Raw genomic sequence first — 12,881 nt, forward strand, 5'->3', positions numbered from 1 at the left:
CGCCGCCCCCGCCCCCGGGTCGGGCCTGCCCCCCGCCCCCGCTCTCAGCGGCGGCGGGAGGCGCCGGTCAGGGTCCCGGCGGCGATGTGGGAGAGCTTGGCCACCTCGAAGGCCGGGTAGGCGCCCCCGGCCAGCAGGGAGAACTTGACGCCCTCGCGGCCGCCCGGGCGGCGGTGGCCGGGCGGCTGGAAGCGCCGGTGGTGCTCGGCCGCGCGGTGGAAGAACTGCGGGCGCTCGGCGCGGGCGACGCAGCCGGCCAGGTCGAAGACGAACAGGTAGTGCCGGATCATCCGGGTGAACAGGGCGTCGCGGACGGCCGCGGGGACGTCCAGCTCGTCCAGCAGCGCGAAGGTCCGCTCGTACTGGTCGAAGAGGTCGAAGCTGCTGCTCCCCGGCGAGCCGGTCGGGTGGACGGTCTCGCGGCGGCGCAGCTGCACACAGGCGCGCGGCAGGACGGCGATCCGCCGGGCCGTCAGCATCGCCCGGTGCACGACGGGGATCTCCTCGTAGCGGCCCTCGGGGAAGGCCAGTGCCTGCTCGCGCCAGTGCTCGTGCCGCACCAGGCGGTCCCAGATCAGCGGTGGCGCGCCCAGCAGCTCCGGACGGTCCGCCGGGCCGAACACCTCGGGCCCGGCCTCGGCCAGCAGTGTCTCGGCGCCGCCCGGCCAGTCCCGGCCGGCGTGCTGGCGGGTGTGCCCGAACAGCAGCAGGTCGACCGGCCCGGTCCGCTCCAGGTGGTCGGCGAAGGAGCTGAGGGCGTCGCGGGCGAGCAGGTGGTCGGCGTCCAGGAACAGCAGGTACTCGCCGCGGGCCCGGGCGGCGCCCGCGTTGCGGCCGAAGCCGACTCCGACCGCCGCGTCGAGCTGGAGGACGGAGACCTGAGGGTGCCGGGCGGCGTAGCGCTCGACCAGCTGGGCCGGGCAGTCGGGGGAACGGTCGGCGACCACCAGCACCTCGAAGTCGCGGAAGGACTGGGCGAGCAGCGAGTCCAGGCAGTCCGCCAGCTGTTTCTGCTGGTCGTAGGCGGGGATCACGACGCTGATCAGAGGTGAGGGCATGACGCCGGAGCGTAGGAGCGGTTGCGAACGGTGGCAAAGCCCTGACGGTCCGTAAATCCGGTCAAGACCTGTCAAATCGTATGGACGTACGCCATATCTTCACCAGCTGCTCCGGTCGCGTCCACGTCAGGAACCTCTGCTCTCCCGATCTCCCCCGCTGCCGATGCACCGTTCGCGGACGCCCCGTTCGGGGATGTCTCCCGCCGCCGGTTCGGCGCGCGGCACGGGCCGGCGGCGGGCAGTCTGGAGGCGATGCCGCGGGGACGCCGCGGCGGCGCGCGGACGGAGGCGGGCATGGAGCAGCGGCCGCGGCCGCCCCGGCGGGGCGAGCTCACCGCCTTCCTGGTCCGGCTGACCACCGTCCTGCTGCGCAACAGCGGCGAGGGTGTCCAGCGGCTGGAGCCGGAGGTCGAGGGCGCGGCGCGGGCGTTCGGCGGCGCGGCGCGCCTGCTGGTCGTCCCGGACGGCGCGGTGCTGACCGTCACCGCCGGCGGCGAGACCGGCACGGTGACGGTCCGGGCGTTCCCCGAGGTGTTCCGGCTCGACCAGCTCGCCGCCGTGAAGCCGCTGCTGGCCGAGATCGAGGCCGGCCGGCTGGACCTGCCGGCCGCGGCCGCCCGGCTCGCCGCCATCGACACGGCCCCGCCGCCGTACCCCTGGTGGGTGAAGGCGATCGGGATCGTGATGTTCGCCATCGGCTTCGCCCCGCTGATGCAGCCGACCTGGTGGGAGGTCGGCTCCACCACCGTGCTCGGCGCGGCGACCGCGGTGCTCGCGGTCGGGGCGTCCCGGTGGCCCCGGCTGGGCGCGGTGCTGCCGTTCGTGGCGGCCGTCCTGGTGTCGGTGATCGCGCTGCTGGTGTTCGCCCGGACCCCGGAGCACGGCGGGCCGGTGCTGATCATGCTGCCCGCGCTGTTCTTCTTCGTCCCCGGCGACTATCTGAGTGCCGCCGCCGCCGAACTCGCCGCCGGGCACATCACCCCGGGCGCGGTACGGCTGGTCTACGCGGCGTTCCTGCTGCTCCAGCTGTACGTCGGGGTGCTGGTCGGACTCGCCGTCACCGGGCGGGACCGGCACGCGCTGTTCGACGTGGCCGCGGCGCAGGACCTGCCGCGCTGGGCGCTGTTCACGGCCTGGATCGTCTTCACGGCCGGCACCGTGCTGGCCTTCGCGATCCCGCTGCGGCTCGGGCCGCCGCTGCTGCTGCTGGTCTGTCTGACGGTGGCGGTGCAGACGCTGTTCACCTGGCTGGCCGGCGAGGTCACCGGGACCTTCGTCGCCGCGGCCGCGCTCAGCGCCGCCGCGACCCGGGTCGCCGTCCGGCCGGCCGCGCCGCCGCGGCTGATCCTGCTGCTGCCCGGCTTCTTCACCCTGACCGTCGGCTCGCTCGGCATGCGCGGGCTGACCGACCTGGCCGGTGGTCACCCCATCGCCGGCTTCCGTGACCTGACGCAGCTGGTGACGCTGGTGACGACGATCGCGGTGGGCCTGCTGGCGGGCGAGGTGCTGGCGGCCGCCCGGCGCCGGGCCTGAGCCGAGGGGAGAAGGGCCGTCAGACGGAGCAGCCGGCCGCCGGGACAGGGTGCTCGGCCGGGGCGGCGGCCAGCTCGCGCAGGTACCAGTCGAGCCGGTTGCCGGTCGGCTCCATTACCCGTTCGGAGTACCGGAATCCGGCCCGCCGGGCGACCGCCGCAGAGGCGGTGTTCGCCGGGTCGACCCGGATCACGCCCTCGGTCGCGCCCTCCTGCGCCGCGTACCGGCACACCAGGTGCACCGCCCGGGTCGCCAGGCCCCGTCCGCGCCAGGCGGGGTAGAGGCCGTAGGCGATGTTGACCTGCCCCGGGCCGAGGCGCGGCATCGCGAACCGCAGGTCGATGGTGCCGGCCAGCACCGGCTCCGGCCCGGTCCGGATGCCGAACACCCGGGCCGGCCCCCGGTACAGCCACTGCGCGGTGCACCGCCGCACGTACTCCTCGGTGCCCGCCCGGGTACTCGGCCCGCCGTTCAGCCAGCGCACCAGCTGCTCGTCCTCGCCCGCCAGGTGCGCGTCGATGTCCGCCGCCCGGAACGGGGTGAGCGTGACGACCCCGTCCGACAGCCTCACCTGATCCATACGCCCACTCTGGCCCGGCGTGCGCTTGCCGGGCCACTGGGATTTCGGCCAGCCCGCACCCGAACGGACCGTCCACGAAACACCGCGAATCGTCCTCGAACGAGCCCCCGACGAGCCCTTGACGAGCTGTCGACGAGCCATCGACGAGTGTCGGGCGAGCCTTGAACGAGCCCCGGACCGCCCCCGGACGGTGCGGGGACGGCCCGGAGGCGCCGCGTCCGGCGGGTCCGCTCAGCGGCCGGTCCGCGTCGTCGTGCCGCGCAGCAGGAGCGCCACCGCGACGGCGGCGAGGGCGACGACGCCGGCGGCGGTCAGGACGGTCAGGTGCATCGCGTCCACGAAGGCGTCGCGGGCCCGGTCGGCGACCGGCGGCCCGAACCGGGAGGCGGCGGCGAGCGAGGAGCGGGCGGCGTCGGCGAGCTGCGGCGGCAGCCCGGTGACGTCCACCCGGGCGCGGTAGCCGGCCGTCAGGACGCTGCCGAGCACGGCGATCCCGAGGGCGCCGCCCAGCTCCCGGGCCAGGTCGTTCATCGCCGAGCCGACGTTCTGCAGGGCACTCGGCAGCGCCTCGGTGATGGCGGTGGTGGCGGGCGTCATGGCGAGCCCGGAGCCCAGGCCGAGCGGGAACAGGACGGCTGCCACCAGCCACCCGGAGCTGTCGGCGTCCAGCAGCCCGAGCGAGGCCAGCGCGCCCGCGATCAGCAGCAGGCCCGCGACCCAGGGGCCGCGCGCGCCGAACCGGTCGGTCAGCCGGGGGCTGAGCCGGGCGGCGGGCATCATCCCGAGCGCCATCGGCAGCAGCGCGACGGCCGCCGCCAGCGCACTGCGCTCCCGGACCAGCTGGAGGTACTGCATGATCACGAAGAGGTAGCCGAAGAAGGCGAAGAACTGGCAGGTGATCGACAGCGTCCCGGCCGCGAACCGGCGCTCGCGGAACAGCCGGGGGTCCAGCAGCGGGTGCCGCCGCCGCAGCTCCCAGCGGACGAAGCCGGCCAGCAGCGCCAGCCCGGCGAGCGCGCCGACGAGCGTCCACGGGTCGGCCCAGCCCCGGACCGGCGCCTCGATCACCGCGTAGACCAGGGAGCCCAGCCCGGCCACCGCCAGCAGGGCGCCGACGACGTCCAGCCGGGGCGCGTCCGGCTCGGCGGACTCCGGGACGAACAGCAGGGTGCCGGCCAGGGCCAGGACCGCGAGCACCACGTTCAGGACGAAGATCGACGGCCAGGACCACAGCTCCAGCAGGATGCCGGTGGCGAACAGGCCGAGCACCGCCGCCGCGCCCGCGACCGCCGCCCAGGCGGCGACGCCCCGGGCCCGCCGCTCCGGCGGGAAGGTGCTGGTGATCGTCGACAGGGTGGCCGGCATGACCAGCGCCGCGCCGACGCCCAGCAGGGCGCGCAGCGCGATCAGGGCGCCGGGGTCGGTGGTCAGCGCGGCGAGCCCGGAACCGGCGCCGAACAGCGCCAGGCCCACCAGCAGCGCCCGTCGCCGCCCGAACCGGTCCCCGATGGCGCCGGCGGGCAGCAGCAGGGCGGCGAACACCAGGCTGTAGGCGTCGATGATCCAGGACAGCTGGGTCTGGCTGCCGCCGGTGGCGCGGGCGATGTCCGGCAGGGCCACGTTGAGCGAGGCCATCGCGGCGACCACGGTGGCCAGCGCGAGACAGGTGACGAGGAGGACGGCGCGGTGACGGCGGTCCGCGGCGGCGGGAGCGGCCGCCCGGTCCGGGGGCGCGGCGGTGGCGGGCATGACGGGACTTCCTCACGCTGGTCGGTCGGTGCCCGACCAGCGTGGGCGCGCTGCGGCTAGCATTTCAACCATGATGAATTCTTCCGGGACGGCGGCCGGAGAGACAGCGGGTGGAGCGACGGCGGGCGGAGGGGCAGCGGCCGAAGAGACGGCGGCCGAAGAGACGGCGCCCCGCCGGGGCCGGCGCAGCGGGAACTCCGGGGCCAGGGAGCAGATCCTCGCCGTCGCCCGCCGCCGCTTCCTGGCCGAGGGGTACCACGCGGTCACGCTCCGGTCGGTGGCCGCCGAGGCGGGCGTGGACCTCGCCCTGGTCAGCTACTACTTCGGCAGCAAGAAGGGCCTGTTCGGGGCAGCCCTCGCCCTCACCGGGAACCCGGCGGTGCTGCTGGCCGGGGCGCTGGACGGCGAGCTGGAGACCTTCCCCGAGCGCGCCCTGCGGCTGCTGCTCGGAGTCTGGGACGCCCCCGACAGCGCGGGCCCGCTGCGTGCCATGATCGGCGGCTCGGCGCTGGATCCGGCGGTCGCGCTGCTGGTCGGAGAGGTGGTGCAGCGCGAGATGGTGGACCTGGTCGCGGCCCGGCTCGGCGGTGCGGACGCCCGTCGGCGAGCCTGCCTGTTCGGCACCCAGCTGGCCGGGCTGATCATGGCCCGCTACGTGCTGCGGCTCCAACCGCTCGCCGCGCTGCCGGCCGATGAAATCGCGCGCTCCTATCTGCCGCTGCTGCGCCAGGCGCTGTGGGGGCGCCCGGGCGGCCCCGGTGCTCCCGGCGGACGGCGGGCCTGAGGCGCGCGCCCGCGTCCCGGCCGGGCCCCGAACGCGGCCGAGCCCGCAGGCGGGGGCCTGCGGGCTCGGAGGTGTGCCGGGGTCGGCGGGGTGCCGGGGTCGGCTCAGTACCAGTGGTGGGACTGCCAGAACGCCCAGGCGCCGCACGGGCTGCCGTAGCGGGAGTTCATGTAGTCCAGGCCCCACTTGATCTGGGTGGCCGGGTTGGTGCGCCAGTCGGAGCCGGCCGAGGCCATCTTGGAGCCGGGCAGGGCCTGGACCAGGCCGTAGGCGCCGGAGGAGGCGTTGGTGGCGGTGACGTTCCAGCTGCTCTCGCGGGACACGATGTTGTTGAAGCACTGGAGCTGGCCGGCCGGGACGATCTGGGCGGCGATCTCGCGCGGGCTGCCGGAGTAGGCCGGCTTGCTGTTCAGTGCGGAGCGCTCCTGCGAGCGGGAGGCGGCGGCGTCCGACTTTGCCTTGGCGTCGGCCTGGGCCTTCGCCGCGGCCTGCGCGTCGGCCTGGGCCTGGGCATCGGCCTGCGCCTGCGCGGCAGCGGCGGCGGCCGCGGCGGCGTCCGCCTCGGCCTGCGCGGCGGCCTGGGCGTCGGCCTGGGCCTTGGCGTCCGCCTCGGCCTGCGCCTGCGCGGCGGCCTGCGCGTCCGCCGAGATCCCGCCGGTGGCGGCGGCCACCGCGGCGACGGGCGCCTCGGCGACGGCGGTCCCGCTCTCCGGGATGGCGAGGGCGGCGGTGGCCGCGCTCGCCACCACGAGGGTGGCGATACCGGTGATCAGCGAGTTGCGGCGGGCATGGCTGAGCTGCATGGAGCGGACAATCCTTTTCCGTCGGGGTGCCGTCAGGGCCTGGGTGGCCGTCGGGGCGTGCCGGCCCCGGGCGGGGCGGCGGCGCGGGCGCCGGGCATCACACGGGGCCCGCTCGGGGGAGCGGCCCGTGGTGGCGTACGGGACGGCCGTGGTGTGCGTGCGCCCCGGCGAAGGTGCGGGGCGGCGGGAGCTGCGCGGCGGGGGGACCGGCCGCGCTGCCTGGCGACGGACCATTCTTGGCAGAGCCCGGCACGGGCGGCAAAGGCGCGGGCTACTACGGTCGGTAGTGGCACGAGGGGCCCGAAACGGCGAAGCGCCCGACCGATGGCGGGCGCTTCGATGGTATTTGTCCGTTTTGATGAATCGATGGGACGGCCCCGGGGATCGTCGACGAACGATCGACCCGAACCGGTCGACCGCCTGCGTTCTTCGGGTTCGTGACGGCCGGTCCACCGCCCCGGCCGGGTGTCGGGCCGTCGGGCCCGGGCCGGGGGTGGCGGGCCGCCGCGCAGCCCACCACTATCGGCGGTAGTGGATCCTCGGAGCCCTGTGGGGGGCCTCACACGCGGGGGCGGCGATCCGCACGCGGTGTGACGGTCCGGTCACGCGCTCCGGTACGGGTTCGGCTCCGCGGGCCGCGGCGCACCGGCGTAGGAGCCATCCGGGTACGGGTTGCCCGCGTACGGGTTCTCGGCGTACGGGTTCTCGGCGTAGGGGTTGGCCGCTGCGGGCTGCTGCGCCCGGTACTCCGGCAGGTCCGGGACGTCCGGCGGGCCCGAGGTCTCCCCGTTCGCCGGATCGCCCTCCGCCGGGTCCTCGTCCGTCTCGGGCTCCTCCTCGACCGGCACCAGGTCGCGGGCCAGCAGGGTCGCCCCGGCGACGGCGCCCGGCATGGCGACCACCGTCACCAGCGGGACCAGGAACCCCAGCACCAGCGGCACGCCGAAGCCGAAGGCCAGCCCGAGCCGCCCGCGCAGCAGCCGCAGCCGCTCCCGCTGCGGCACACCGCGCCGCTGCAGGGCGACCGAGGTCAGCTCCAGGGTGAGGAAGAAACCGGAGACCAGGAAGCCCAGCACCGGGACGACGGTCTGCCCGACCACCGGGATGAACCCGGCCGCGAACAGCAGCACGCCGAACCCGCCCGCCCGCACCAGTACGAAGAGGCTGTCCCGGGCCGCCACCACCAGCTCGCGCCAGAGCGGCACGTCCGGCGGGGTCGGCGCGCCGCCCTCGGTCTCGTCGACCTTCTCGCAGAGCTCCTCGTAGAACGGCTGGCCGACCAGCAGGGTGACCGCCGTGAAGGTGAGCACGGAGAGCAGCAGCCCGCCGACGAACACCAGCGCCGCGAGCGTGGTGCGCAGCAGGTCCTGCCAGAACGAGGACCAGTGGTCGGCGAACGGGGTGGCCCAGGCGGCGATGTCCCCGGCCCAGCCGCCGAGGAAGAACAGCGCCACCACGTAACCGGCCAGGGTGATCAGCGCCGGGATCATCCCGAACGCCCACCAGCGGCCGTGCCGCGCCACCCACTTCTGGCCCTTGGCCAGGTACCCCATCCCCGCTGCAAGATCTCGCATGAGGGGAAGGGTAGGTGCTGACGGGTCGCCGGGTCATGTCCGTCCGGTCACGGAACGGAACCGGAGGTTCCCGACCGGGCGGTCGGGGGGCCGGGCTGGGCGGCCGGGGGTGGCCGGAAACGGCACCGGGCCCGGGAGCCTCCGCAACGGCTCCCGGGCCCGGTGCCCGCGGACGGTACTGCGCCCCGGCTCAGGATGCCGGTGCCTCCGCCGCGGCCCGTCGCCGACGGCCCACCACGGCCGACGCCGCCAGCACGATGGCCGCGGCGACCAGCGACAGGTACATCTGCTTCCGACCGTCGGCGTCGGTGAACATGTACGCCATCACGAACCCGATCATGCCGATCGCGGCCCAGGTGAGGTACGGGTACAGCCACATCCGAACGGTCAGCCGCTCCGGCATCTCGCGCTCGATGATCCGGCGCATCCGGAGCTGGGAGAAGCAGATCACGAGCCACACGAAGAGCGCCACCGCGCCGGAGGAGTTCAGCAGGAAGGAGAAGACCGTGTCGGGGGAGGTGTAGTTGAAGAAGACGGCCACGAAGCCGAACACCACCGAGGACAGGATCGCCACCCGCGGCACGCCGCGCTTGGTCACCGTCGCGAAGGCCTTGGGCGCGTCGCCGCGCTGTCCGAGCGAGAAGGCCATCCGGGAGGCGGTGTACATGCCCGAGTTGAGGCAGGACAGCACGGCGGTGAGCACGATCACGTCCATCACCCGGCCGGCGCCCGGGATGCCCACGTGCTCCAGCACCGCGACGTACGGGCTGCCCTTGACGGCGGCGGAGTCCCACGGCAGCAGGGTCACCACGAGCAGGATCGAGCCGAGGTAGAAGATGCCGATCCGCCAGATCACACTGTTGGTGGCCTTGCTGACCGCCTTCTCCGGGTCCTCGGACTCGCCGGCGGCCAGGGTGACGATCTCGCTGCCCATGAAGGCGAAGACGACGGTGAGCATGCCGGTGAAGACCGCGCCCACCCCGTGCGGCAGGAAGCCGCCGTGGCCGGTCAGATTGGTGGTGCCGACGGCGTGGGTGCCGGGCAGCAGGCCGAACACGGCCAGGGTGGCGACCACCAGGAAGGCGGCGATGGCCACCACCTTGATGCCGGCGAACCAGAACTCGAACTCGCCGTAGGAGGCGACCGAGCCCAGGTTGGTCGCGGTCAGCACGGCCATCACGATCAGGGCGAACGCCCACTGCGGGACGTCCGGCATCCAGCCGTTGAGGATCTTCGCGCCGGCGGTGGCCTCGACGGCCAGCACCACGACCCAGAAGAACCAGTACAGCCAGCCGATGCTGAAGCCGGCCCAGCGGCCCAGCGCCCGGTCCGCGTACGCGGAGAAGGAGCCGCTCTGCGGGTCGGCCGCGGCCATCTCGCCGAGCATCCGCATGACCAGGACGACCAGCACACCGGCCAGCGCGTAGGAGAGCAGGATGCCCGGGCCGGTGGACGCGATGCCCGCGCCCGAGCCGACGAACAGGCCGGCGCCGATCACACCGCCGATGGCGATCATCGACAGGTGGCGGTTCTTGAGCCCGGCCTTGAGGTGGCCGTCGCCGCCGTGGCCGGGCCCGCCGTGCCCGGCGGCGTGCTGGTCAGCGGAGTCGCGGGGCGGAGGGGATCCGGCCCGGGTGGTGGTGTCCGCACTCATCGTGAGGGTGCCTGTGCCTTTCCGGCGCGGCCCGACCCTCGGCTCGATCACCGGAGGGTGGGGGACGGATCCGCGCATTGCGGTGCAACCTAACCTCTACCTCCGGGTATCGGAACAAGGTACCGGGAACTGTTCGCTCAGCGGACGAAAAAGCCCAGGTCAGGGCGGGTGAAGTGGTGCCCCGGAAAGCTCAGATCTGACGCAGCGCCAGCAACTCGGGGCCCTCCCGGGGGGTTTGTCGGGCGGCCGTACATACTGGCGGCGTGATGATCGTCCTCGTGGTGCTCGGCGTCCTCCTCGTGCTCGCCCTGCTGACCCTCGTCCACTGGTACCTCTGGCGCCGACTGGTGCGCGACGTCTCGGCACCCGGCGGCCGCTGGCGCCGGACCGGCACGGTGCTCGCCTTCGTCCTGCCGCTGCTCTCGGTGGGGGCGCTGGTCGGCGGGCGGGCGTTCCCGATAGCGGTCGAGCGCTGGTTCGCCTGGCCCGGCTACCTCTGGCTCGCGGTGCTGCTGTACCTGCTGCTCGGGCTCGCCGTCGGGGAGCTGGTCCGGCCGCTGCTGCTCCGCCTGCCGTCCCGGGCGGCGCGGGCGAGGGCGGCGGTTCCGGACGCGCCCGCGGCGGACGTGCCGACGTCGGACGAGCCCGCGTCGGACGTGCGAGCCTCGGACGAGCCCGCCTCGGACGAGCCCGAGGTGAACGAGCCCGCCACCCCCGCCGCGCCCTCGCCGGAACGGCGGCTGTTCGTCGCCCGCGCGGTCGCGATCGGGGCCTCCGGCGCGGCGGCGGCCGTGGTCGGCACCGGTATGTACGGGGTGCTGCGCGGGCCGAGGCTCAAGCAGGTGACCGTCCCGCTCGCCAAGCTGCCGGCCGCCGCGCACGGCTACCGGATCGCGGTGGTCAGCGACATCCACCTCGGCCCGATCCTCGGCCGCGCCCACACCCAGCGGATCGTCGACACCATCAACGCCGCGAAGCCCGACCTGATCACGATCGTGGGCGACCTGGTCGACGGCACGGTCCCCGAGCTCGGACGGGACGCCGAGCCGCTGGCGCAGCTGCGGGCCCGCGACGGGGCCTACTTCGTCACCGGCAACCACGAGTACTTCTCCGGCGCGGCGCCCTGGGTGGACTTCGTCCGCGAGCTGGGCGTCCACCCGCTGCAGAACGCCCGGGTCGAGCTCGGCGGCTTCGACCTGGCCGGGGTCAACGACATCGCCGGGGAGCGCGAGGGCGACGGCCCCGACTTCGGCCGGGCGCTCGGGGACCGCGACCCGGCCCGCACCGCCGTCCTGCTCTCGCACCAGCCGGTCACCATCCACGACGCGGTCCGGCACGGCGTCGACCTCCAGCTGTCCGGGCACACCCACGGCGGGCAGCTCTGGCCGGGCAACTTCGTGGCGGAGCTGGCCAACCCGACCGTCGCGGGCCTGGAGCGGTACGGCGACACCCAGCTCTACGTCACCCGTGGTGCCGGTGCCTGGGGCCCGCCCGTACGGGTCGGCGCCCCGTCCGACATCACCCTCGTCACGCTCGCCTCGCTCCGGGCCTGAGCGTCGGCCCTGGCCTGAGCGTCGGCCCGGGCGTCGGCCCGGCATCGGCCCGAGCGCCGGGCGGGTTCAGGCCTCGGTGACATCGAGGAGGACGATCCGGCGGCCGTCCGGGCGGCGGTGGAGCCGGGCGTCCAGGAGGGCCGGGATGTCGCTCTCCCGGGAGTGGCCCGGGATGAGGGTGACCTCCGCGAGCCGTACGCCCGGGCTGCCGGCCAGGGCGTAGCGGACCCGGTACGTCGTGGTGTCCGGCGGCGGGGACGGATCGATGTCGCGCACGGTGTGTTCACCTCCGTTCCGCCGTCCATTGTCCGCCGGTCGACGGCAGGTGGCCGATCGGGGCGAACCCGGGCAGAGTGGGAATCTCCGGGGCCGGGCGCCCCGGCCGGCGCGACCCCGCGCGTGAACCACGGTGTGAACCACCGGGACGGCTCCGGGCAGGCTCCGGGAATGCTCCGGGAAGGAGCGACCCCATGCAGACCACCTGGAAGGGGACGATCAGCTTCGGCCTGGTCTCCATCCCCGTCCACCTGTACTCCGCCACCAAGGAGCACGACGTCCCGCTGCACCAGGTGCACGCCAAGGACGGCGGGCGGGTGCGGATGAAGCGGTACTGCGAGGAGGAGGAGAAGGAGGTCCCGTACGCGGAGATCGCCAAGGGCTACGAGTCCCCGGACGGCCGCACGGTCACGCTCACCGACGAGGACCTCGCCGACCTGCCGCTGCCCAGCAAGAAGATCATCGACGTGCTGGCCTTCGTCGACGAGGGCGAGATCGACCCGCTGATGTTCTCCAAGGCCTACTACGTCGGCGTCGCCGACAAGGCAGCCTCCAAGCCCTACGCGCTGCTGCGCGACGCGCTGGTCGAGTCCGGGCAGATCGCCGTCACCAAGATCGCGCTGCGCAGCCGGGAGTCCCCGGCCGTGCTCCGGGTGCACGACGGCACCCTGGTGCTCCAGACCTGCATCTGGCCCGACGAGGTCCGCCCGGCGGCCGGGATCGCGCCCGAGGAGGACGTGACCGTCCGGCCGCAGGAGCTGCGGATGGCGCGTTCGCTGATGGAGACCCTGTCCGAGGACTTCGACCTGGAGCAGCTCCACGACGACTACCAGCAGGCGCTCCAGCAGGTGATCGAGGCGCGGTTGCAGGGGGTCGAGGTCCCGCACGAGGAGGAGGCGGGGGAGGCGCCGGACAACGTCATCGACCTGATGGAGGCGCTGCGCAGCAGTCTGCGGCGGGCCAAGGACGCCCATCCGGACCGGACCCACGCCGAGGCGGAGGAGGCGGAGGCCGAGCCGGCCGAGGAGCAGCCGCCGCCGCGCAGGCGTGCCGCCGCGAAGAAGACGACGGCCACGAAGGCCACAACGGCCACGAAGGCCACAAAGACGACGGCGACAAAGACGACGGCCGCCACGAGCAAGAAGTCCACGACCGCGAAGAAGTCCGCCACCGCGCAGAAGCCCGCGAGCGGCGAGAAGAAGAGCACGGCCGCGAGGAAGAGCACGACCGCGCAGAAGAGCACGACCACCACCACGACCCGGAAGCCCGCCACTCCCCGGAAGGCCTCGTGACCTCCCCCCTCACCCCCGGAGGCGA

The 12,881-nt window shown here is 74.3% G+C and carries 11 protein-coding genes; 4 read left to right on the forward strand and 7 right to left on the reverse strand.

Annotation, left to right across the window (positions count from 1 at the left end; translation table 11 throughout):
• Nucleotides 1-44: 44 nt before the first annotated feature.
• On the reverse strand, nt 45-1,058 hold the full coding sequence (locus ADK60_RS33750; RefSeq protein WP_079008914.1) for a glycosyltransferase family 2 protein: 1,014 nt from the start codon (nt 1,056-1,058) through the stop codon (nt 45-47).
• Between the two features lie 294 nt (nt 1,059-1,352).
• Between ADK60_RS33750 and ADK60_RS33755 the strand changes: the two genes are divergently transcribed.
• On the forward strand, nt 1,353-2,591 hold the full coding sequence (locus tag ADK60_RS33755) for a threonine/serine exporter family protein (RefSeq protein ID WP_053650730.1): 1,239 nt from the start codon (nt 1,353-1,355) through the stop codon (nt 2,589-2,591).
• A gap of 19 nt (nt 2,592-2,610) precedes the next feature.
• Here ADK60_RS33755 and ADK60_RS33760 read toward each other — a convergent pair whose 3' ends face one another.
• Together ADK60_RS33760 and ADK60_RS33765 are read right to left on the reverse strand one after the other, a co-directional pair.
• Nucleotides 2,611-3,171 carry a GNAT family N-acetyltransferase gene (locus tag ADK60_RS33760; protein ID WP_045944053.1) on the reverse strand — a complete coding sequence of 187 codons (561 nt, stop codon included), beginning with the start codon at nt 3,169-3,171 and terminating at the stop codon, nt 2,611-2,613.
• A gap of 231 nt (nt 3,172-3,402) precedes the next feature.
• Nucleotides 3,403-4,920, reverse strand: a complete 1,518-nt coding sequence (locus ADK60_RS33765) for an MFS transporter (protein ID WP_053650731.1) — start codon at nt 4,918-4,920, stop codon at nt 3,403-3,405.
• Nucleotides 4,921-4,990: 70 nt separating this feature from the next.
• On the opposite strand from ADK60_RS33765, the gene ADK60_RS33770 reads away from it, so the two are divergent.
• Nucleotides 4,991-5,704, forward strand: coding sequence for a TetR/AcrR family transcriptional regulator (locus tag ADK60_RS33770; protein ID WP_199839816.1), 714 nt, complete (start codon nt 4,991-4,993; stop codon nt 5,702-5,704).
• Nucleotides 5,705-5,808: 104 nt separating this feature from the next.
• Here the strand turns inward: ADK60_RS33770 and ADK60_RS33775 are convergent, their stop codons facing one another.
• From ADK60_RS33775 to ADK60_RS33785, 3 genes are all read right to left on the reverse strand, one after another.
• A complete protein-coding gene (locus tag ADK60_RS33775) occupies nt 5,809-6,507 on the reverse strand; it encodes an aggregation-promoting factor C-terminal-like domain-containing protein (protein ID WP_053650732.1) in 699 nt (232 codons plus the stop codon).
• 602 nt (nt 6,508-7,109) lie between these two features.
• Nucleotides 7,110-8,081 carry an EI24 domain-containing protein gene (locus ADK60_RS33780; RefSeq protein ID WP_053650733.1) on the reverse strand — a complete coding sequence of 324 codons (972 nt, stop codon included), beginning with the start codon at nt 8,079-8,081 and terminating at the stop codon, nt 7,110-7,112.
• A gap of 190 nt (nt 8,082-8,271) precedes the next feature.
• Nucleotides 8,272-9,735, reverse strand: coding sequence for an amino acid permease (locus tag ADK60_RS33785; protein ID WP_053650734.1), 1,464 nt, complete (start codon nt 9,733-9,735; stop codon nt 8,272-8,274).
• Between the two features lie 266 nt (nt 9,736-10,001).
• Here ADK60_RS33785 and ADK60_RS33790 point away from each other — a divergent pair, with 266 nt between their 5' ends.
• A complete protein-coding gene (locus ADK60_RS33790; protein ID WP_053650735.1) occupies nt 10,002-11,288 on the forward strand; it encodes a metallophosphoesterase in 1,287 nt (428 codons plus the stop codon).
• 66 nt (nt 11,289-11,354) lie between these two features.
• On the opposite strand, the gene ADK60_RS33795 is transcribed toward ADK60_RS33790, so the two are convergent.
• Nucleotides 11,355-11,564 (reverse strand): hypothetical protein, encoded by a 210-nt coding sequence (locus ADK60_RS33795; RefSeq protein ID WP_053650736.1) that lies wholly within the window; start codon nt 11,562-11,564, stop codon nt 11,355-11,357.
• A gap of 194 nt (nt 11,565-11,758) precedes the next feature.
• Between ADK60_RS33795 and ku the strand changes: the two genes are divergently transcribed.
• A complete protein-coding gene (gene ku, locus ADK60_RS47920; RefSeq protein WP_053650737.1) occupies nt 11,759-12,856 on the forward strand; it encodes a non-homologous end joining protein Ku in 1,098 nt (365 codons plus the stop codon).
• The last annotated feature ends 25 nt before the right edge of the window (nt 12,857-12,881 follow it).

This window comes from Streptomyces sp. XY431 (assembly GCF_001279805.1).
GTDB classification, from domain to species: domain Bacteria; phylum Actinomycetota; class Actinomycetes; order Streptomycetales; family Streptomycetaceae; genus Kitasatospora; species Kitasatospora purpeofusca.